The organism is Streptomyces sp. NPDC059816 (assembly GCF_042732055.1).
Lineage (GTDB): Bacteria > Actinomycetota > Actinomycetes > Streptomycetales > Streptomycetaceae > Streptomyces.
The window spans coordinates 62,506-84,361 of record NZ_JBHWIQ010000004.1; the positions used below are offsets into that span (position 1 = coordinate 62,506).

17 protein-coding genes and 1 other RNA gene are annotated in these 21,856 nt (G+C 71.5%); 17 read left to right on the forward strand and 1 reads right to left on the reverse strand.

All coding sequences use genetic code 11. From position 1 onward, the window contains the following. The first annotated feature begins 4 nt into the window (after positions 1-4). From ACFV88_RS06880 to ACFV88_RS06935, 12 genes are all read left to right on the forward strand, one after another. Positions 5-1,303 carry a S41 family peptidase gene (locus ACFV88_RS06880; protein WP_385486843.1) on the forward strand — a complete coding sequence of 433 codons (1,299 nt, stop codon included), beginning with the start codon at positions 5-7 and terminating at the stop codon, positions 1,301-1,303. Positions 1,304-1,384: 81 nt separating this feature from the next. Next, positions 1,385-1,864, forward strand: coding sequence for an SsrA-binding protein SmpB (gene smpB, locus ACFV88_RS06885; RefSeq protein WP_385486845.1), 480 nt, complete (start codon positions 1,385-1,387; stop codon positions 1,862-1,864). A gap of 165 nt (positions 1,865-2,029) precedes the next feature. Continuing rightward, positions 2,030-2,399: a transfer-messenger RNA gene (gene ssrA / locus ACFV88_RS06890) on the forward strand. Between the two features lie 370 nt (positions 2,400-2,769). Continuing rightward, positions 2,770-3,528 (forward strand): hypothetical protein, encoded by a 759-nt coding sequence (locus tag ACFV88_RS06895; RefSeq protein ID WP_385486847.1) that lies wholly within the window; start codon positions 2,770-2,772, stop codon positions 3,526-3,528. Beyond that, positions 3,525-5,699, forward strand: a complete 2,175-nt coding sequence (locus tag ACFV88_RS06900; protein ID WP_385486849.1) for a glycosyltransferase — start codon at positions 3,525-3,527, stop codon at positions 5,697-5,699. The genes ACFV88_RS06895 and ACFV88_RS06900 overlap by 4 nt, the downstream gene beginning before the upstream one ends. Beyond that, the gene (locus tag ACFV88_RS06905) at positions 5,696-6,991 is read left to right on the forward strand and encodes an acyltransferase (protein ID WP_385486851.1); all 1,296 of its coding nucleotides are present in this window, start codon (positions 5,696-5,698) and stop codon (positions 6,989-6,991) included. Before ACFV88_RS06900 ends, ACFV88_RS06905 begins: the two co-directional genes overlap by 4 nt. A 588-nt stretch (positions 6,992-7,579) precedes the next feature. After that, complete coding sequence (locus tag ACFV88_RS06910) at positions 7,580-8,182, forward strand: CGNR zinc finger domain-containing protein (RefSeq protein ID WP_385486853.1); 603 nt, start codon at positions 7,580-7,582, stop codon at positions 8,180-8,182. Positions 8,183-8,385: 203 nt separating this feature from the next. After that, positions 8,386-8,964: a sigma-70 family RNA polymerase sigma factor gene (locus ACFV88_RS06915; protein WP_385486855.1), complete on the forward strand. Its 579-nt coding sequence runs from the start codon at positions 8,386-8,388 to the stop codon at positions 8,962-8,964. After that, a complete protein-coding gene (locus tag ACFV88_RS06920) occupies positions 8,961-9,752 on the forward strand; it encodes a zf-HC2 domain-containing protein (protein ID WP_385486857.1) in 792 nt (263 codons plus the stop codon). The genes ACFV88_RS06915 and ACFV88_RS06920 overlap by 4 nt, the downstream gene beginning before the upstream one ends. 297 nt (positions 9,753-10,049) lie before the next feature. Beyond that, on the forward strand, positions 10,050-12,389 hold the full coding sequence (locus ACFV88_RS06925) for a HelD family protein (RefSeq protein ID WP_385487408.1): 2,340 nt from the start codon (positions 10,050-10,052) through the stop codon (positions 12,387-12,389). Positions 12,390-12,853: 464 nt separating this feature from the next. Then, positions 12,854-14,278 (forward strand): NAD-dependent malic enzyme, encoded by a 1,425-nt coding sequence (locus ACFV88_RS06930; RefSeq protein WP_385486859.1) that lies wholly within the window; start codon positions 12,854-12,856, stop codon positions 14,276-14,278. Positions 14,279-14,612: 334 nt separating this feature from the next. Continuing rightward, on the forward strand, positions 14,613-14,894 hold the full coding sequence (locus tag ACFV88_RS06935; RefSeq protein ID WP_385486861.1) for an HU family DNA-binding protein: 282 nt from the start codon (positions 14,613-14,615) through the stop codon (positions 14,892-14,894). A gap of 249 nt (positions 14,895-15,143) precedes the next feature. On the opposite strand, the gene murA is transcribed toward ACFV88_RS06935, so the two are convergent. Beyond that, the gene (gene murA, locus ACFV88_RS06940; RefSeq protein ID WP_385486863.1) at positions 15,144-16,490 is read right to left on the reverse strand and encodes a UDP-N-acetylglucosamine 1-carboxyvinyltransferase; all 1,347 of its coding nucleotides are present in this window, start codon (positions 16,488-16,490) and stop codon (positions 15,144-15,146) included. 251 nt (positions 16,491-16,741) lie between these two features. Between murA and ACFV88_RS06945 the strand changes: the two genes are divergently transcribed. The 5 genes from ACFV88_RS06945 (at position 16,742) to ACFV88_RS06965 (ending at position 21,703) form a co-directional block, all read left to right on the forward strand. Beyond that, on the forward strand, positions 16,742-17,314 hold the full coding sequence (locus tag ACFV88_RS06945; RefSeq protein ID WP_385486865.1) for a YqgE/AlgH family protein: 573 nt from the start codon (positions 16,742-16,744) through the stop codon (positions 17,312-17,314). A 70-nt stretch (positions 17,315-17,384) separates the two neighbouring features. Next, complete coding sequence (locus ACFV88_RS06950; RefSeq protein ID WP_385486868.1) at positions 17,385-17,672, forward strand: DUF3039 domain-containing protein; 288 nt, start codon at positions 17,385-17,387, stop codon at positions 17,670-17,672. 712 nt (positions 17,673-18,384) lie between these two features. Continuing rightward, entirely contained in the window at positions 18,385-19,722 is a 1,338-nt protein-coding gene (locus ACFV88_RS06955; protein ID WP_385486870.1) for an extracellular solute-binding protein, read from the forward strand. A gap of 17 nt (positions 19,723-19,739) precedes the next feature. Further along, positions 19,740-20,711 (forward strand): carbohydrate ABC transporter permease, encoded by a 972-nt coding sequence (locus tag ACFV88_RS06960; protein ID WP_385486872.1) that lies wholly within the window; start codon positions 19,740-19,742, stop codon positions 20,709-20,711. A 152-nt stretch (positions 20,712-20,863) separates the two neighbouring features. Then, positions 20,864-21,703: a carbohydrate ABC transporter permease gene (locus tag ACFV88_RS06965; protein WP_385487410.1), complete on the forward strand. Its 840-nt coding sequence runs from the start codon at positions 20,864-20,866 to the stop codon at positions 21,701-21,703. The last annotated feature ends 153 nt before the right edge of the window (positions 21,704-21,856 follow it).

A 21,856-nucleotide genomic window follows, 5' to 3' on the forward strand; every position in this document is an offset into this window, starting at 1 on the left:
CGGCATGTCAGGCCCGGACCTGTTCTCGGATCCCCGCCGCGTCCGCCGCGGGGCGGCTCTGACCTTGGTGTTCACCAGCGTCCTCATCACCGGTGCCGCCGCCGGCTCTTGGACCGGCCCCGCCGGGGAGAGCACCGCCCGACCGGTGACCCGGGGCGTTCCCGCCGATGCCGCGCCCGACCGGCCCGTCGAGCCCGACGAGGTCGCCGACGCCGCCGTCTCGGCCATGCTGGACGGCAAGTCCCCGCTGGAGGCCGCCGAACGCGCGGTCAGCCGCAGCGGTGACCGCTGGGGTGCGGTCTACTCCGAGGGCGAGTATGCGGAGTTCGCCCGGGCCCTGGACGGCGAGTACACCGGCGTCGGGTTGTGGGCGCGGCGTGCCGAGGGCGGACTGATCGAGGTCACCCGGGTGCGGCCCGAAGGCCCCGCCGGACGGGCCGGGGTGCGCGAGGGCGACCTGATCCGACAGATCGACACCACGCGCGTGGACGGGCGCCCCGTCACCGAGGTCATCGGTCTGCTCCGTGGCGACGACCCCGCGGTGGACGGCGGTCCGGCCGCCGCGGGCACCGAGGTGCGGCTGCGCCTCCAGCGCGGTGGGCGGACCTGGACCGAGACGCTGCGCAGGGCGGTCCTCACCACCGAGCCGGTGACCGTGGAGCGCCGCGGCACGGACCTCGACCCCCGGGTGCTGATCAAGGTCGCCGCGTTCACCCAGGGCTCCGGCGCGGACGTCCGCTCGGCGGTGCGCTCCGCCCCGCCCGGCGCCGGCATCCTGCTCGACCTGCGCGGCAACTCCGGCGGGCTGGTCAGCGAGGCGGCCGAGGCGGCGTCCGCGTTCCTCGACGGCGGGCTCGTCGCCACCTATGACGTGCGGGGCGAACAGCACGCCGTGCACGCACGGCCCGGCGGTGACACCGGGCACCCGGTGGTCGCCCTGGTCGACGGGGGCACGATGAGCGCGGCCGAGCTGCTGACCGGCGCCCTCCAGGACCGTGGACGCGCGGTGGTCGTGGGCTCGCGGACCTTCGGCAAGGGCTCGGTGCAGCTGCCCAGTGCGCTGCCGGACGGTTCGGTCGCCGAGATCACCGTCGGGCACTACCGCACCCCCTCGGGGCGCGCGCTCGACGGCGAGGGCATCACCCCGGACCTGGAGGCCGGCGGCGCCGCGCCCGGGACGCCGCCCCCTCCCGCCGCGTCCGCTGCGTCCGGCCCGACCGGCAGGGGCCCCGGGGGCGACGGGCCCGACCCCGTGGAGCGCCAGGCCGAGACCGTCCTGAGCGGACTGGGCGACCAGCCGTAGCGCGCCGGGAGCTCCCCGCGGCCCGGTCCCCACAAATGCGCTGGCCTACTACCCCCTGTGTGGTGCGAAAATGTCGGCACTATGGCTAAGGAAAAAGGGCGCAAGCTGATCGCGCAGAACAAGAAGGCGCGGCACGACTACCTCGTGCTCGACACCTTCGAGGCCGGGCTGGTCCTCACGGGCACCGAGGTGAAGTCGCTGCGCCAGGGGCGGGCCTCCCTGGTCGACGGCTTCGTGCAGCTCGACGACGGCGAGGCGTGGCTGCACAACGTGCACGTACCGGAGTACCACCAGGGCACCTGGACGAACCACTCGGCCAAGCGCAAGCGCAAGCTGCTGCTGCACCGTGCGGAGATCGACAAGCTGGTCGCCAAGTCCCAGGAGACCGGGCACACCATCGTGCCGCTGGCCCTGTACTTCAAGGACGGCCGGGCGAAGGTCGAGATCGCGTTGGCGCGCGGCAAGAAGGAGTACGACAAGCGGCAGACGCTACGGGAGCAGCAGGACCGCCGGGAGACGGACCGGGCGATCTCGGCGGCCCGTCGACGCCAGCGCGCCTGAGGCCGGGCCCGTACATCGGGCCGGGCCGCACGCCGAGCCGGGGCCGTACGCCGTCGGGTGCCCCGCCGCGGGAATGCGCTGGCCCCGCGCGGTGCTGTTCCCGTACGATGGTGATCGCACCCCAAAGCGCGAGCGAGCGGGGTGTGGACCTTGAAAAAAACACATGGGGATGATCGGTTTCGACAGCGGCTGTCGAAGCAGGGGAAGCGTGTCGAGGAAGCGGCAATGATCTCGTAAACCATATGTCGCAACCAATAATCGCCGAAACCAAGCGCGATTCCTTCGCCCTCGCTGCCTAAGTAGCGACGCGTGAAGTGTCAGCCCGGGGGTGTTCCCGACCCGGATCCTGGCATCAGCTAGGGAACTAAACTCCTAGACCCGGTCACGGGGCCTAGGAGGAAATCTCACAGTGACTGAGCCCGTCGGAGACTTGTTCGTGTGATCTCCGGGGCCGAGAAAATCGTAGCGAACTGCGCACGGAGAAGCCCTGGTTCTGCACCGTTGGACGCGGGTTCGATTCCCGCCATCTCCACATCCCTGGAAGGGCCTCTGACCTGTGAGAACAGGTCGGGGGCCCTTCTGTTTTTCTGCCGGTCTACCCGTCGGTAGTGAGAGGGGGGCACCCCTCCGCCCCCGACCGGGTGCCCCCTCGGTCGGGCGCCCCGAACGGGTGTCCCGGGGTTCACCCGGTGTCATGCGAGAGCGGTTTCCGGACAGCTCGCAGAGGGGTCCGCGTTGTCCACGTTCTGGCTTGGAACCTCCACCTTCGCTCACGTGCGCTACATTCGTCGCCTGAGCAATCGTGGTAGTGGGGGCGCTCGGACCGGGTGGGGGCCTGGTGAAGCGACGTGTGCTCGACGTCGCCGGCGCGCTCACGAAGTTCGTGTGGGGGGATGCGCGCGCGCATGGAAAATTGGCGAGAACACACCCAACCTGGGCAGACGCATGATCCGAACGAGGTCACCGTCCAGATGGACGGCGTCGGCAAGGAGCTCGGGGAACTCATATCCGAGTCCACCGCCCGGGCCCGCCACGCGGCGGTGGCCCCGGACGGTCCGGTGTTCGTGGACGAGACGGGTCGGCGCAGCCGGCTGTACCGCAGGATAGGCATGGCCGTCGTCATCGGCTGCGCGGTCTACGCGTGCGTCATCGTGGCGACGGTCGTCTCCGGCAATTCGAGCGCCCCCTGGCTGCCCATGCCCGACACCCAGGCCGAGCCCGCCGGGAAGGTCGACACCTCTCCGGACCCCTCCGCCTCCGCCGAGCCCTCCGCCTCGGCCTCGGCGCCGTCCAGCGCCCCGGCCTCGGCGACCGCGGAATCCGTGGCACCCGCCGCCGACCCCGGCCCGTCCGCCAGCGGCCGTACGCAGGCGCCGGCCGCCGATCCCGGTTCCGCCACCCCCGAGGCGTCCGCCGACGCCCCCGACTCCGAGCCCACGGGCACCCGCAGCGGCGCGCCCGTGCGCCCCGAGATCGGGATCAGTCGCCCGCCGATCACCGGTGGCGTCCGCGAACCGGACGCGACCGACCGTCCCGGCGAGGGCACCGCCCCGCCCACCGCCTCCGCGTCCGCCCCGGCCTCACCGAGCGGCGAACCGGAAGAGTCGCCTGATGACGACGAGGACGGACAGCCCCTCGCGGCCCCGGAGGACGCTCGGTCATGAAGTCCCGCAAGCGCGGTCGCCGGGCCTCTCCCCGGCGCCGCCGCCTTCCCCTGCGCTATCTGCTGCCCAGCCTGGTCCTGGCGGCGCTGATGGCCATGCTCATGCTGCGCGGCTATGTGCACAGCGAGATCCTCGCGGACCACCGGATCGCCCCGTCGACCCACAACGACCAGGTCCCCGACGCGGTCCGCAAGGGCAAGCCGGTGATCGACGTGCGGGGCGGCAAGCTCAACACCGTCGGCGTGCCGGACGACCGGATCGTCCTCACCTTCGACGACGGCCCCGACCCCGAGTGGACGCCGAAGGTCCTGGACACGCTCAAGAAGCACGACGCGCGCGGCGTGTTCTTCGTGACCGGGACGATGGCCTCCCGTCACCCGGGCCTGGTCAAGCGGATGGTCGACGAGGGCCACGAGGTGGGGCTGCACACCTTCAACCACCCCGACCTGTCGCTCCAGTCCACCCGCCGCATCGACTGGGAGCTCTCCCAGAACCAGCTCGCCCTCGCCGGCGCCGCGAACATCCGCACCTCCCTGTTCCGACCCCCGTACTCGTCGTTCGCGCACGCCTTCGACAACCGCAACTGGCCGGTCACCAAGTACATCGGCGGGCACGGCTACCTGACCGTCGTCAACAACACCGACAGCCAGGACTGGAAGCGGCCCGGCGTCGACGAGATCATCCGCCGGTCCGTGCCCAAGCCGGGCAAGGGCGCCATCGTCCTGATGCACGACTCCGGCGGCGACCGCTCGCAGACCGTCGCCGCGCTCGACCGGATGGTGCCGGACCTCAAGGCCAAGGGCTACGAGTTCACCCACCTCACCGAAGCCCTCGACATGCCGAGCGCGCACACCCCGGTCAGCGGCCTCGACCTGTGGAAGGGCAAGGCGTGGATCTTCCTGGTCCAGGCCGCCGAGCACCTCACCGGCATCCTCGCCGCCGGGCTCGCCGTGATCGGGTTCCTCGTCATCACCCGCTTCGGGCTGATGCTCCTGCTGTCGTTCCTGCACGCCCGCAAGGTCCGCCGCCGGAACTTCCGCTGGGGGCCGACGATCACCGAACCGGTGTCGGTGCTGGTGCCCGCGTACAACGAGGCCAAGTGCATCGAGAACACCGTCCGGTCCCTGATGGACAGCGACCACCCGATCGAGATCCTGGTGATCGACGACGGTTCCTCCGACGGCACCGCCCGCATCGTCGAGGACATGCGGCTGCCCAACGTCCGCGTGGTGCGGCAACTCAACGCGGGCAAGCCCGCCGCCCTCAACCGCGGCATCGCCAACGCCCGGTTCGACCTCATCGTGATGATGGACGGCGACACCGTCTTCGAGCCGTCCACCGTCCGTGAACTCGTCCAGCCCTTCGGCGACCCCAAGGTCGGTGCCGTCGCGGGCAACGCCAAGGTCGGCAACCGGGACTCCCTCATCGGGGCCTGGCAGCACATCGAGTACGTGATGGGCTTCAACCTCGACCGCCGCATGTACGACCTGCTGCGCTGCATGCCGACCATCCCCGGAGCGGTCGGCGCCTTCCGCCGCTCCGCACTGGAACGCGTCGGCGGCATGAGCGACGACACGCTCGCCGAGGACACCGACATCACCATGGCCATGCACCGCGACGGCTGGCACGTCGTCTACGCGGAGCGGGCCCGGGCCTGGACCGAGGCACCCGAGTCGGTGCAACAGCTGTGGTCCCAGCGCTACCGCTGGTCGTACGGCACCATGCAGGCGATCTGGAAGCACCGTCGCGCCCTGGTGGAGCGCGGCCCCTCCGGCCGCTTCGGCCGGGTCGGACTCCCACTGGTCTCCCTGTTCATGGTCCTCGGCCCGCTGCTCGCCCCGCTGATCGACGTGTTCCTGCTGTACGGGCTCGTCTTCGGGCCCACCGGCAAGACGGTCGTCGCCTGGCTGGGCGTCCTCGCGATCCAGGCCGCCTGCGCCGCGTACGCCTTCCGGCTCGACCGGGAGAAGATGGTCCACCTGATCTCGCTGCCGCTGCAACAGATCCTGTACCGGCAACTGATGTACGTGGTGCTGCTCCAGTCCTGGATCACCGCCCTGACCGGCGGCCGACTGCGCTGGCAGAAGCTGCGCCGCACCGGTGTCGTCGGCGCCGCCCCGGGCGGCGCGCCCCGGCTGGACGACGCACGCGACCGGAGGCCGGTGGCATGACGCACCCACCGCAGGGGCCCGGGTCGGGCCCCGGGGCCGGCACGCCCGACTGGGTCACCGCCGGCTGGGACACCCACCAGTCCGCCCCGCCCGCGCCCGCGCCGGCGGCCCCGGCCCCGGAGGAGTCGGCGCGGCCGTCCACCGGGCGGGCCGCGGGCCGTGACCGGTACCTCGACCTGCTGCGCACCTTCGCCCTGGTCCGCGTGGTCGTCTACCACATCTACGGCTGGGCCTGGCTGACGATCGTCTTCCCCTCCATGGGCGTGATGTTCGCGCTCGCCGGCGCCCTGATGGCCCGTTCCCTCAAGCGCCCCGCCTGGGGAGTGATCAAGAGCCGGGTCCGCCGACTGCTGCCCCCGCTGTGGCTGTTCGGCGCGGCGGTCGTGCCGTTGATGTTCCTGGCCGGCTGGGACCCGGGCAACGACCCCAACCAGACGGGCAACTGGGGCTGGATCAAGCTCCTCAACTACCTGCTGCCCGTCGGTTCGCCCATCTACCCGCTCAGCGTCGGGCACGAGGGCGGGCTGCTGGACCCGGAGTGGGCCATGTACGCCGCCGGGCCCCTGTGGTACCTGCGCACGTACCTGTGGCTGGTCGTCGCCTCGCCGCTGTTGTTGTGGGCGTTCCGCCGGGCCCCCTGGGTCACGATGCTCGCCCCCCTGGGGCTGACCGCCGTGGTCGGCACCGACCTCGTCGAGATCCCCGGTTCGACCGGTTACGCGATCGAGGGCTTCGCCGTCTACGCGGGCTGCTGGGCCCTCGGCTTCGCCCACGAGGAGGGCGTCCTACGGCGGCTCCCGCGCTACGTCACCATCTCGGTCGCCGCGTTCATCATGGCGTTCGGCCTGTGGTGGGCCGCGGGCCACCAGACGAAGTTCGGCATGGACCTCAACGAGATCCCGCTCGCCCAGGCCACCTGGTCGTTCGGCGCCGTGGCGATCCTGCTGGTCTACGCGCCCTCCTGGCAGCAGCTGCCCGGCCGCTTCGCCCGCTGGGACAAACTCGTCACGCTGTTCAACAACCGGGCCGTGACGATCTACCTCTGGCACAACGCCCTGATCGTCGCCACCATCCCGATGATCTCCGAGCTGTACGGCCTGCCGTTCATGACGGAGGGTTCGATGCGGGTGCTCACGGCCACCTTCCAGTTCTGGATGCTGGTCCTGATCTGGCCGCTGATCGCCTTGATGATCCTCTCCGTGGGCTGGTTGGAGGACGTCGCCGCCCGGCGCCGGCCCCGGTTGTGGCCGACCACCGCGCCGCGCCGGGGCTCCCCGCGTCGCCGCGCCTGACCACACGGTCCGGGGCGGCGCCGGCGCACTCTCCGGACGGCGACCCGCTCCGGACCGCTCGTACGGCAGCCCTCGCCCGGACCGTCCGACGTGCGGCGGCCCGCACCCCGGACGCCGGCGCGGCGGCCCCGGCACCGGCCCGCCACGCGGGCGTCCCGCTCGGTCGCTCGTCGGCGGGGCACCTGTGGTTCCGGTCGACCCGGTGACCGTTCGGCCCCGTTCGCCGGCGCGGCGGCCCCGCCGGTCCCTCACCTGTCCATGCCGGCGCCGGCAACGAGTGCCGCCCGCCCCCGCCCCGGGCGCGGACACCTCGGCCTCGGCCCGTCACACGGCCACCTGACTGGGCAGCCGGTGCCGGCCGATACCCGTGCGGGCGCGGTGGCCACGACCCCGGCCCGATACGCGACCGCTCCGGCACGGCGGCCCGGGCCCCGGGCGCCCGGTCGGCAGCCCCCGCTCGGCCCGCCGCACGGCGACCCCGCGCGAAACCACCGCGCTCCCGCGCGGGGTCTTCCCCGGGCGCCCCCCGACGGGCACTGTAGGGACGACCGCTTGGCCCACGGCACCGTGAAGGGCCGGTGACCGCGCATGCCCCCGCATCCCTCCGTCTCCGACGAGCCGTCCTCCCCGGCCGGCCGCCCCTGCCTCGACCTGCTGGACACCGCACACGCCGGGGACCCGCTGGACACGCTCGACGCCCTGCGCGCCTGGTGCGCCGACACGGGTCTCGTCCCGCCGGGCACCGGGCTGCACACCGCGACCACCCGCTGGCTCACCGCGTTCCGTGACCTCCGCACCCAGGTCGCCGTCCTGGTCCGGGCCGAACTCGCGGCCCGCGGCGCCCGGGCCGACCCCGCGCTGCCCGTCGCCCTCGCCCGGATCAACGCCCTGGCCAGATCGGCGCCCCCCACCCCGCGCGCCGTGCGCACCGACGACGGCACCCTCACCCGCGCCCTCCACCCCGACCCGGGCTGTGCCGCGCTCCTCGCGCTCGTCGCCCGTGACGTCATCGACCTGCTGACCGACCCCGAGGCGCGGGCCCGACTGCGCGAGTGCGCGGCCGACGACTGCTCGCGGGTCTACCTCGACACCTCCCGCGGCGCCCGCCGCCGCTGGTGCTCCAGCGAACGCTGCGGCAACCGCACCCGGGTGGCCCGCCACCGGCGCCGCGCCCAGGTGGCCCGGGCCTGACCGGGCCGCCGCCCGCCACGCTCCGGCATAACCGGACATGCCCCGTTCCGGCCCTCACCCACCGTGCGCCCGCCGCTACAACTCCCCCCGATGCACGGTCACTTCGCAGCTCCGTTGAACAGCTGCCCGACCCTGCGCGTATCCCGGGGTGCAAGCGAGCGGTCGGGCCCCGCCCGGTCGAATCGGGGACACCGGAGGTAGGCGTGCGCAAGGATTCAGCCGTGGCCGATGAACGCCCGCCAAGGGCCCGACATCGAAGGGACCAGCCCAAGTCCGAACCGGACGAGGAGCTGATGCGCGCGCTGTACCGGGAGCACGCCGGCCCCCTGCTCGCCTATGTGCTGCGGCTGGTCGCGGGGGACCGTCAGCGGGCGGAGGACGTGGTCCAGGAAACCCTCATCCGGGCGTGGAAGAACGCCGGCCAACTGGGCCGGGCCACGGGTTCGGTACGCCCCTGGCTGGTGACGGTGGCCCGACGTATCGTGATTGACGGCCACCGCAGCCGGCAGGCCCGGCCGCAGGAGGTCGAACCGTCACCTCTGGAGGTCATCCCCGCGGAGGACGAGATCGACAAGGCGCTGTGGCTGATGACACTTTCGGACGCGCTCGACGACCTGACGCCCGCGCACCGGGAGGTCCTCGTCGAGACCTATTTCAAGGGCCGTACGGTCAACGAGGCGGCCCAGACACTCGGCATACCCAGCGGGACCGTGCGTTCACGGGTGTTCTACGCCCTTCGCTCGATGAAGTTGGCACTGGAGGAGCGGGGGGTGACGGCATGACACCGAACGAGGCGAATGACGTCCACGAGACGGTGGGCGCCTACGCCCTGGGGATCCTGGACGAGCACGAGGCGAGCGCCTTCGAGAACCACCTCGCCGGCTGCGAGTGGTGCGCCGGCCAACTGGACGAACTGGCCGGCATGGAACCCATGTTGGCCGCCCTCGCCGATCTGCCGGCGGCCCCCGGGCTCCCGGTCGGCAACCCGGCGGTCGCCCGACAGCTCACCACGCGGCCGAGCCCCCGGCTCGCGGAGCGGCTGGTCGACGAGGTCGCGGCCCGGCGCACCCGCAAGAAGCGCCGCGGACTGTACCTGGTGGCCGCCGCGGCGGCCTTGATCATCGGGGGTCCGCTGACGGTCGTCGCGGCCACCGGCGGTCAGGACGCCCCGCCGCCCGCCGCCGGCCACGGAACGAGCCCGACGAGCCCCGCGGAGGACGCCTTCTTCAACCACATGGACGAGAAGGTGGTGGCGACCGACGCCAAGACGAAGATCACCGCCACCATCGGGATGGAACACAAGGCGTGGGGCACCCACACCGTGCTGGAGCTGAAGAACGTCAAGGGCCCCGAGAAGTGCAGCCTGATCGCCGTCGGCAAGAACGGCGAACGCGAGACCGTGACCACCTGGTCGGTGCCCACCTGGGGGTACGGGATCGCCGGCGCCGAGCGCCGCGAGGCACGCAACCCGCTGTACGTGCACGGCGGCGCCGCGATGGCTCGTGAGGACATCAGCCACTTCGAGGTGCGGACCCTGGACGGGAGGGAACTGGTGAAGGTGGAGGCGTAGTTCCGACGGCCGCTCCTCAGTGCCGGCCGGGTTCCCTCACCCGGCCGCCCCCCGCGCACCGGCCCCACACGGGCCCCCGCGCACGCACGCCCGGCACACCCCGCAGCGCGGGGCAGCGTCCGGGCGTCTTGTCGTCCCGGGCACCGAAAGCCCCCACCGAACCGGCGATCGGGGCGGGCCCGGCAGGACGGGGCCGGCGGGACGACGCCGGTGGACGACGGGGCCGGGCGGGCGGACCCGTCTCCCGAGGGCGGCGGCGCGTGGCGCCCGGCGGGTCCGGTGGCGTACGGTGGACGGCTGCCATGCACGTCAGAAGGGGGCCCGGTGGCCGCTCAGCACACCGCTCTCGACTCGGTCCGTGAACGCGAGATCGGTGTCGAACAGGATCATCTCGACCAGGTCTACCGACGCCTTGAGGAGAAGATCCAGGACGCCGAATTCCTGATGCGGGACGCGGCCCGGCTCAGCCAGGTCGGCACGCCCGGCGCACTCGCCGAGCGCGATGCGCAGGTCTTCCGCGCCGGAGCGCATCTCAACCGCCTCAACAACGAGTTCGAGGACTTCCTGTTCGGCCGGATCGACCTGTTGGAGGGCAAGGACGGCCAGCGGGGCCCCGACGGCGCGTACACCTCCGTCGAACCGGCCGACGGCGTCATCGGCGTCGACCCCGAGGACCCCGCCCGCCAGGTCGCGGACATCGCGGAGACCCTCCACATCGGTCGGATCGGCGTCCTCGACGCGGACTACAGCCCGCTGGTCATCGACTGGCGGGCGCCCGCCGCCGCGCCCTTCTACCGCTCGACGCCCGTGGAACCCGGCCGGGTCGTCCGCCGCCGGGTGATCCGCTCCCGGGGCCGCAAGGTCCTCGGCGTCGAGGACGACCTGATGCGCCCCGAGGTGACCGCGTACCTCGACGGCGACGAACTGCCCGTGATCGGGGACGGCGCGCTGATGGCCGCGCTCGGTCAGGCCCGCGGACACACCATGCGGGACATCGTCGCCTCGATCCAGGCCGAACAGGACCTCGTGATCCGCGCCCCCGCCGCCTCCGTCACCCTGGTCGAGGGCGGGCCCGGCACCGGCAAGACGGCCGTCGCGCTGCACCGGGCCGCGTACCTGCTCTACCAGGACCGGCGCCGTTACGCCGGCGGCATCCTGATCGTCTCGCCGACCCCACTGCTGGTCGCCTACACCGAAGGCGTGCTGCCCTCGCTCGGGGAGGAGGGCCAGGTCGCGATCCGGGCGCTCGGCAACCTCGTCGACGGCGCCGAGGCCACCGTCTACGACGCCCCGGCGACCGCCCGGGTCAAGGGCTCGTCCAGGATGGTGCGGGTGCTGCGCAAGGCGGCCCGCGGCGCCCTGGAAACGCCCCCGGCCGCGGCTGGTGTCCCGACGCACCGACTGCGGGTGGTCGCGCACGGCCGCCGCCTGGAGCTCGACGCCGACCGGCTCGCCCGCATCCGCGAGGCCGCCCTCGGCGGCACCGCCCCGGTGAACCTGCTGCGCCCGCGGGCCCGCCGGCTGCTGCTGGACGCGCTGTGGGCGCAGTCCGGCTCCGCCTCCCGGCACACCGATCCCGAACTCGCCGCCGAACTGCGTTCCTCCTTCGACGAGGACGTCACCTCGGAGGACTCCTTCACCACCTTCCTGGACGCCTGGTGGCCGGAGCTGACCCCCCGCCGGGTGCTGGCCGCGATGGGCGACGAGAAGCGGCTCGCCCGCTGGTCGCGCCGCATCCTCAACCCGGGGGAGGCGCGGCGGGTGGCCCGCTCCCTGAGCCGCGGCGCGCTCTCCGTCCACGACGTGGCGCTGCTCGACGAGCTCCAGGCGATCCTGGGCACCCCCGCCCGCCCCCGCCAGCGCCGCGAGGCCGACCCGTTGGACCAGCTCACCGGCCTGGAGGAGCTGATGCCGGTGCGCGAGGAGACCCGCCGCGAGCGGGCCGAGCGGCTGGCCGCCGAACGGGTCGAGTACGCGCACGTCATCGTGGACGAGGCGCAGGACCTCACGCCCATGCAGTGGCGGCTGGTGGGGCGCCGCGGACGGCACGCGACCTGGACCGTGGTCGGCGACCCGGCACAGTCCTCCTGGTCGGACGTGGACGAGGCGGCCGAAGCCCGGGACGAGGCGTTGGGCAGCCGCCCCCGCCGCCGCTTCACCCTCACCGTGAACTACCGCAACCCGGCCGAGATCGCGGAGCTCGCCGCGAAGGTCCTGGCCCTGGCGATGCCCGGCGCGACCTCGCCGTCCGCGGTGCGCTCCACGGGCCTGCGGCCCCGGTTCGCGACCGTCGGCGACGAGGGGCTGGGGGCCGCCGTGCGCGCGGAGGCCGAACGGCTGCTCGGCGCGGTGGACGGCACGGTCGGTGTCGTCGTCGCCATGAACCGCCGGTCGGAGGCCGCGCGCTGGCTCGCCGGACTGGGGGACCGGGCCGTCGCCCTCGGCAGCCTGGAGGCCAAGGGCCTGGAGTACGACGCCACGGTGGTGGTGTCCCCGGCGGAGATCGCCGACGAGTCGCCCGCCGGGCTGCGGGTGCTCTACGTGGCCCTGACCCGCGCGACCCAGCAGCTCACGGTGTTGTCCGGGGCGCGTGACGAACCCGACGCGGACGGTGTTCCGGACCTGCTGAGGGAGTGAGACCCACTCCCGCGGGTGACTCGGCACCGTCCGTTCGGCCTGATGCGGGGCGGACCCGGGCGACGGGAATTGCCTTGCGGGGATCCTTTGTTACCGTGGACGTGACACCGGCCCGATCCAAGCCCCCGGGCCCAACCTTCGTCGCTACGAGCGACCACTTGCCGCGAGGCGAGCATGGCGGGTCGGTGTCGTCCAGCAAGACCGAGAGGCCCGCGTCCTTCGTGACGCGGGCCTCTCGGCTGTGACGTGGGCCTCTCGGCTTTCCCGGTGGATTCCGTATGCTGGAAGGGAACTTCCGTAAGCAACGGTCCGGCTGCGTGAACAAAAGCTTCGCAATACGGGGCGGCTAACACGTACCCGACGGTAGGTGCGACCATCGGAAGGCGCTGTCCGGCCCCGCCGGGCGGCGCGCACGTGACACGACGACGTGCACGCGACACAGAGGGAAGAAGAGGAAGTCGGCCATGGCAACGGCGCCCAGCGTCTCCTACTCGATGACGGTCCGCTTGGAGGTGCCCGCCAGCGGAACCGCGGTATCGCAGCTCACGACCGCCGTCGAGTCCTCCGGGGGCTCGGTGACCGGCCTCGACGTCACCGCCTCCGGCCACGAGAAGCTGCGCATCGACGTCACCATCGCCGCGACCTCCACCGCGCACGCCGAGGAGATCGTCGGCAAGCTGCGCACCATCGAGGGCGTCGTCCTCGGCAAGGTCTCCGACCGTACGTTCCTCATGCACCTCGGCGGCAAGATCGAGATGCAGTCCAAGCACCCCATTCGCAACCGTGACGACCTCTCCATGGTCTACACGCCCGGGGTGGCGCGGGTCTGCATGGCGATCGCCGAGAACCCCGAGGACGCCCGCCGGCTCACCATCAAGCGCAACTCCGTCGCCGTGGTCACCGACGGTTCCGCCGTCCTGGGCCTCGGCAACATCGGCCCCAAGGCCGCGCTGCCCGTGATGGAGGGCAAGGCCGCCCTCTTCAAGCGCTTCGCCGGCATCGACGCCTGGCCGCTGTGCCTGGACACCCAGGACACCGACGCGATCGTCGAGATCGTCAAGGCCATCGCCCCCGGCTTCGCGGGCATCAACCTGGAGGACATCTCCGCGCCCCGCTGCTTCGAGATCGAGGCACGGCTGCGCGAGGCCCTCGACATCCCCGTCTTCCACGACGACCAGCACGGCACCGCCATCGTCGTCCTCGCCGCCCTCACCAACGCCCTGCGCGTGGTCGACAAGGCGATCGGCGACGTGCGCGTGGTGATGTCGGGCGCCGGCGCCGCCGGCACCGCCATCCTCAAGCTGCTGCTCGCCGCCGGGGTCAAGAACGCCGTCGTCGCCGACATCCACGGCGTGGTGCACAGCGGGCGCGAGGACCTGGTGTCCGCCGACTCCGAGTCGCCGCTGCGCTGGATCGCCGACAACACCAACCCCGAGGGCCTCACCGGCACCCTGAAGGAGGCCGTGCGCGGCGCGGACGTCTTCATCGGCGTCTCCGCCCCGAACGTCCTCGGCGGCGAGGACGTCGCCGCGATGGCCGACGGCGGCATCGTCTTCGCCCTGGCCAACCCGGACCCCGAGGTCGACCCGACGATCGCCCGTCAGACGGCCGCCGTGGTCGCCACCGGCCGCTCCGACTTCCCCAACCAGATCAACAACGTGCTGGTCTTCCCGGGCGTCTTCCGCGGTCTGCTCGACGCGCAGTCCCACACCGTCAACACGGACATGATGCTGGCCGCCGCCACCGCGCTGGCGGGCGTCGTCACCGAGGACGAGCTGAACCCGAACTACATCATCCCGAGCGTCTTCAACGACAAGGTCGCCCCGGCGGTCGCCGGAGCCGTCCGCCAGGCCGCCAAGGCCGCTGCTGCCGCCGCCGAGCGGAGCTGACCGCCACCCGGAGGAACCCACGGGGTCGGCGCGTCGCGAAAACCGACCGCCGACCCCCCGCTTAGGCTTGCGGCCAGCAGGGGACCGGCCGACCCAACAGCCCCCTGCGCTCCGCTTCCGGGACCGAACGGAGCGTCACCGTTTCGCGGCGGTGGCGCTTTTCGTGTGACTCCCAGGGGTGCCGGATTGGCGTTCCCGCCGCAGGTGGGGGCAGGATGCCTCTCTGGGCGCGAGGGTCCGGCGACGGACCCGGGTCAGGGGCCCGACCGAGGAACCTGGCAGCATCGGCTTCGATCTCACGCCTCAACGGCAAGATGAACACGGGAGTACAAACATGAACCGCAGTGAGCTGGTGGCCGCGCTGGCCGACCGCGCCGAGGTGACCCGCAAGGACGCCGACGCCGTGCTGGCCGCGTTCGCCGAGACGGTCGGCGAGATCGTCGCCAAGGGCGACGAGAAGGTCACCATCCCCGGCTTCCTGACCTTCGAGCGCACCCTCCGTGCCGCTCGCACCGCCCGCAACCCGCAGACCGGTGAGCCGATCAACATCCCCGCCGGGTACAGCGTGAAGGTCTCCGCCGGGTCCAAGCTGAAGGAAGCCGCCAAGGGCAAGTAAGGCGGCCCGTGCCCGTGCCGGAGACGGCACGGGACCCACACAGGCGAAAGGGGCGGCACCCGGGCCAGGGTGCCGCCCCGTCGCGTTCCGTACCGCCCGTCCGGTCCCTGCACCCCACGTCCGGTCCCGGGCGGCGCGCACGGGCCCACGAGGCGCGTGTACCGCCCACCGAGGCGCCAGGAACGCCCTGCGACACCCGAAGGGCCCCGGACGACCGTCCGGGGCCCTTCTCGACCGTGTGCGGCCCGCTCAGTCGCTCAGCGGGGCCCCGCCCGGCAGCTCCACCTTCGCGCCGAGCGCCTGGAGCTTGTCCATGAAGTTCTCGTAACCCCGGTTGATCAGCTCGATCCCGTGCACCCGGGAGGTGCCCTGCGCGGCCAGCGCGGCGATCAGGTACGAGAACCCGCCCCGCAGGTCCGGGATGACCAGGTCCGCGCCCTGGAGCCGGGTGGGCCCCGACACGACCGCCGAGTGCAGGAAGTTGCGCTGCCCGAACCGGCAGTGCGAGCCGCCCAGGCACTCGCGGTACAGCTGGATGTGCGCGCCCATCTGGTTCAGCGCCGAGGTGAAGCCGAGCCGCGACTCGTACACCGTCTCGTGGATGATCGACAGCCCGGTGGCCTGGGTCAGGGCGACCACCAGCGGCTGCTGCCAGTCGGTCTGGAACCCGGGAGCCACGTCCGTCTCCAGCGCGATGGCGTTCAGGGTGCCGCCCGGGTGCCAGAAACGGATGCCCTCGTCGTCGATCTCGAAGGCGCCGCCGACCTTACGGTAGGTGTTCAGGAACGTCATCATGGAGCGCTGCTGCGCCCCGCGGACGTAGATGTTGCCCTCGGTCGCCAGCGCGGCGGACGCCCAGGAGGCCGCCTCCAGCCGGTCCGGGAGCGCCGCGTGGGTGTAGCCGCCGAGCTTGTCCACGCCGGTGATGCGGATCGTGCGGTCCGTGTCGATGGCGATGATCGCGCCCATCTTCTGGAGCACGCAGATCAGGTCTTCGATCTCCGGCTCCACCGCGGCGTTCGACAGCTCGGTGACGCCCTCGGCGAGCACCGCCGTCAGCAGCACCTGCTCGGTCGTGCCGACCGACGGGTACGGCAGCCGGATCTTGGTGCCGCGCAGCCGCTGCGGCGCCTCCAGGTACTGGCCGTCGTCGCGCTTCTCGATGCGCGCACCGAACTGCCGCAGCACGTCGAAGTGGAAGTCGATCGGACGGCCGCCGATGTCGCAGCCGCCGAGGCCGGGGATGAACGCGTGGCCCAGTCGGTGCAGCAACGGGCCGCAGAACAGGATGGGGATGCGTGAGGAACCCGCGTGGGCGTCGATGTCCGCGACGTTCGCGCTCTCGACGTGGGTCGGGTCGAGCACCAGCTCGCCCGGTTCCTCGCCGGGGCGGACCGTCACGCCATGGAGCTGGAGCAGACCGCGGACGACCCTGACATCACGGATGTCCGGCACGTTGCGCAATCTGCTGGGACCGCTGCCGAGCAGGGCGGCGACCATGGCCTTGGGCACAAGGTTCTTCGCGCCGCGGACACGGATCTCGCCCTCCAGCGGGGTTCCGCCGTGGACAAGCAGGACATCGTCGTTGACGGTCATGTATCTCGCGTTCCGAGTGAGACGGGCAGGGGGCCGAGCAGCTAGCGTAATGGCCGCGCACCCCCCTTCTGTAAGCCCGCTGCGGCCACGGGTCCGTCATGACTTCGCCACAACACGAACCGGGGTCATTCGGGCACACGGGGTGACCTCCGGCATTCGCCGCCCGCACTCGTCGACGGGCGGGCGGACCGTTCGGTCCCGGTCCGGGAGTTGACGCCCCCGGGCGGGGAAGATGCGGGATCATGTCATCCATGACCGAGGTGTCCTCGCTCACAGGGCGGCTGCTCGTGGCAACGCCCGCCCTGGCCGACCCCAACTTCGACCGCGCGGTGGTGCTGCTCCTCGACCACGACGAGGAGGGCTCGCTCGGCGTGGTCCTCAACCGCCCGACGCCGGTGGGCGTCGGCGACATCCTGGAGGGCTGGGCCGAACTGGCCGGCGAGCCGGGCGTCGTCTTCCAGGGCGGCCCCGTCTCGCTCGACTCGGCGCTCGGCGTCGCGGTGATCCCCGGCGGCGGCTGCGCCGAGCGGGCTCCGCTCGGTTGGCGCCGGGTGCACGGCGCGATCGGCCTGGTCGACCTGGGGACCCCGCCGGAGCTGTTGGCCGCCGCCCTAGGCTCGCTGCGGATCTTCGCGGGGTACTCGGGCTGGGGCCCCGGCCAGTTGGAGGAGGAGCTGAGCGAGGGCGCCTGGTACGTCGTGGAGTCGGAGCCCGGGGACGTGTCCTCGCCGGTGCCCGAACGCTTGTGGCGGGAGGTCCTGCGGCGGCAGCGCAGCGAGCTGGCGATGGTGGCGACCTATCCGGACGACCCGTCCCTCAACTGACGGCCACGGGTCCCCGCACCCCGGCGCCCGTGGGACCGTGAACCCCCGGGTTTCAGTACCCTTGGCAGCTATGAGCACTCTTGAGCCCGAGCCCGAGCGCGGGACTGGTACGGGGACCCTCGTCGAGCCGACGCCGCAGACTTCGCACGGTGACGGTGATCACGAGCGCTTCGCCCACTACGTCCAGAAGGACAAGATCATGGCGAGCGCGCTCGACGGCACTCCCGTCGTCGCGCTCTGCGGCAAGGTCTGGGTGCCGGGCCGCGACCCGAAGAAGTATCCGGTGTGCCCCATGTGCAAGGAGATCTACGAGTCCATGGGCATCGGCGGCGGCAAGAACGGCAAGGACGGCAAGTAGCTCCGTCCTTTCGGTACGGAACGAATCGTGTGGCGGGGCCCCGGTGGGCCCCGCCACACGCATTTCACCGTGCGGTGCGCTGTCCTGTGCGGTGCGTGGTCGTTCCGCACAGTTCCCCGCGCCCCTGATCAGGTGCGTCCGGCCTCGGGTTCGTTGTTCGGCGCGGGCACGCTGTGGATTCGCGCAGTTCCCCGCGCCCCTATCGGGGCGCTCTGGCGGGGGTGTGCGGTCCCCGATAGGCACGCACCCGCACAGGACAGCGCACGGCAGGGTGATCCAGGGGCGCGGGGAACTGCGCAAAACGACCACGCACCCGCACGGGACAGCGCACCCCAGGGTGGATCAGGGGCGCGGGGAACTGCGCAAAACCAACAGCGCACCCGCACAGAACAACGAACCCGAGGCCGGACGCACCCGATCAGGGGCGCGGGGAACTGCGCAAGAACAACAGCGCACCCGCACGGGACAGCGCACCCGCACGGAATGAGCGCCGGCCCGGCGAGGGCTACGTCCCAATGGTCCAGACCTGTCAGGACCAAACCACCACAAAACCCAGCACCCCGTTGCGCACCCTGCTTCCGCCGGTCACGGACTGGTTGAGACCGTCCGCTGAACCCTTGATGAACCCAGGGAACCGCCTTAGCCTCCGTCTTGTTGTGCACCGCGAAACACTCGTTGCGCATATTGCAACGTGAACTCGGAGGACCGCTCGATGAAGCTCCCGCAGAAGTTCATGAACCGGGCGACGGCCGGCCAGCGTCGACGGTCCGCCGCCCTCGCCGCCCTGACCGTCGCCGCCCTGACCGCGACCGCCTGCGCCCCGCAGAGCTCGGACAACTCGTCCGACAAGGACGAGAAGTCCGGCACCCTGCGCGTCTGGCTGTTCCAGGAGGTCAACAACAAGCCCAAGGAGGACGTGGTCAACCGGGCCATCGACTCCTTCAAGAAGGCCAACGACGGCGCCGACGTCAAGGTCGAGTACATCCCCGTCGAGACCCGCGCCGAGAAGATCAAGGCCGCGTTCAACGACCCCAAGAGCGCCCCGGACATCGTCGAGTACGGCAACACCGACACCGCCGGCTACGTGAAGGACGGCGGGCTCGCCGACATCACCAAGGAGTTCGGCGACTGGGCGGACGCCAAGGACACCGACCCCACGGCCCGCGAGTCGGTCACCGTCGACGGCAAGGTCTACGGCGCCCCCTACTTCGTCGGCGTGCGCGCCCTGTACTACCGCACCGACATCCTCAAGGAGCTCGACCTCGCCGTCCCCAAGACGCAGGCCGAGCTGATCAGCACCGCGAAGAAGATCCGCAAGGCCAAGCCGGAGCTCTACGGCCTCGCGGTCGGCGGCGCGTACACCTACGGTGCCATGCCGTTCCTCTGGTCCAACGGCGGCGAAATAGCCTCGGAGAGCGGTGGGAAGTACCAGTCCGCCCTCGACAGCGCCGCCTCCCAGAAGGGCATCAAGGCGTACACCTCGCTGTTCGGCGACGACAACTGTCCGGCCGCCAAGTGCGCGGGCATGGGCGGCAACGACACCGTCACCGCCTTCGCGTCCGGCAAGGCGGGCATGGCGATCGGCGGCGACTTCAGCCACGCCGCGGTGGAAGCCGGCAAGGTCAAGGACAAGTACGCGGTGGTCCCGCTGCCCGGCGTCAAGGAGGGCGACATCGCCCCCGCCTTCGCCGGCGGCAACAACATCGGCGTCCTCAAGAGCACCGAGCGCCGCACCCTCGCCGTGAACCTCGTCAAGGAGATCGCCGGCAAGAAGACCCAGGGCGAACTCTTCGAGGCGATGGGCTTCCTGCCCACCTTCACGGACGTCCGCAAGGACGCCGCGGCCGAGGAGCCGTTCATCAAGCCCTTCATCGACACCCTCGCCTCGGGCGCCAAGTTCGTGCCCGCGTCGCCCGCCTGGGGCCAGATCGACGCCTCCCTGGTGCTGCCGACGATGTTCCAGGAGGTGGTCAGCGGCCGCAAGGACGTGGCGACCGCCTCCAAGGACGCGGCGAAGAAGATGAACGACGCCTTCACCTCCGCGGGCTGAACCGAGAGTCCTGACCCATGACGCACGACATCACCGTCGACAAGCCCCCGGCGGCGTTGCGCGGGCGGGGGCGCCGGCCGAACAGGCCCGGTGCCCGGCCGCCGCGGCGCCCCGGGCGCTCCGCCTGGACACCCTGGCTGTACCTCGCGCCGGCCCTGGTCGTCCTGGCCGGCCTGCTCGTCTACCCGATCTACCAGCTCGGTCTGATCTCCTTCCTGGAGTACACCCAGGCCCAGGTCAGCGGTGGCGAACCGACGACCTTCAAGGGGTTCGGCAACTACGCCACGCTCTTCCGCGACGAACAGTTCTGGCAGGTGCTCCTGGCCACCGTGCTGTTCGCCGCGGCCTGCGTGGTCTCCACGCTCGCCATCGGCTGCGCCCTGGCCGTCCTCCTCACCCGCATCCGGGCCGTGCCCCGGCTCGCCCTGATGATGGCGGCCCTCGGCGCCTGGGCGACCCCCGCGGTCACCGGCTCCACGGTGTGGGTGTTCCTGTTCGACCCGGACTTCGGACCCGTCAACAAGGTCCTCGGGCTCGGCGACCACTCGTGGACCTACGACCGGCTCAGCGCCTTCGCGCTGGTCCTGTTCGAAGTGGTCTGGTGCTCGTTCCCGTTCGTGATGGTCACCGTCTACGCGGGCATCCGCGCGGTGCCCTCCGAGGTGCTGGAGGCCGCGTCGCTGGACGGCGCCTCGCAGTGGCGGATCTGGCGGTCGGTGCTCATGCCGATGCTGCGCCCCATCCTCGTGGTCGTCACCATCCAGTCCATCATCTGGGACTTCAAGGTCTTCACCCAGATCTACGTGATGACCAACGGCGGCGGCATCGCCGGCCAGAACATGGTCCTCAATGTGTACGCGTATCAAAAGGCGTTCGCGTCCTCGCAGTACAGCCTCGGCTCCGCCATCGGCGTGGTCATGCTGCTGATCCTGCTCGTGGTCACGCTCGTCTATCTGCGGCTGCTGCGGCGCCAGGGGGAGGAACTGTGAGCGGCACGGCGGTGGAGGGCGGCCACGCGGACGCCCCGCGCGACGGCGGCCCCGGCACCCTGGTGGACGCCCCCGCCGCGGACCGCGCGGACGGTTCCCCGGCGGACGGGTCGCCCAAGCGCGGCGGGAGCGGCGGCGGGCGTCGGCTCCGGCTGGGCGGCGGACTGATCCAGCGACCGTGGCGGCTGGCCGCCGAACTGACGGCCCTGGTCGTCGCCGCGGTGGTCGCGTTCCCCCTGTACTGGATGGTCCTCTCGGCCTTCAAACCGGCCGGGGAGATCGAGTCGACCGAGGCCCGGCCCTGGACCTTGAATCCTTCGCTGGATTCCTTCCAACGGCTCTTCGGGCAGCAGGATTTCGGTCGCTACTTCCTCAACAGCCTCATCGTCGCGGTATCCGTGGTCCTGGTGTCCGCGATCATCGCGTTCCTCGCCGCCACGGCGGTGACGAGGTTCCGTTTCAAATTCCGCACCACCCTGCTCATCATGTTCCTCATCGCGCAGATGGTGCCGGTGGAAGGGCTCGCGATCCCGCTGTTCTTCCTCATGCGGGACCTCAACCAGCTCAACACGCTGGGCGCCCTGATCCTGCCGCACATCGCCTTCTCGCTGCCGTTCGCGATCTGGATGCTCAGGGGCTTCGTGAAGGCCGTTCCGGAGGCCCTGGAAGAGGCCGCCGCACTCGACGGCGCGAGCCGCAGTCGATTCCTCTGGCAGATCCTCTTCCCGTTGGTGTTCCCGGGTCTCGTGGCGACGAGCGTCTTCTCCTTCATTTCCGCTTGGAACGACTTCCTCTTCGCCAAGTCCTTCATCATCAGCGACACCTCGCAATCCACGTTGCCGATGGCCCTGCTCGTCTTCTTTAAGCCGGACGAGAACGACTGGGGCGGAATCATGGCGGCGTCTACAGTGATGACCATTCCGGTGCTGATCTTCTTCGTGCTCGTGCAGCGCCGTTTGGTGTCCGGGCTCGGGGGAGCGGTCAAAGACTGACCCGGACCCGAGACACCCGACGAGCACCGACCAGTACCGACGAGCAGACGAGCCCGATGACACCACTGACCGCGACCACCGACGACCACGGAACCGGAGACCGGAGAGGGGACGGACGCTCAGTGCAGGGCGGACGGACAACGGATGACACGA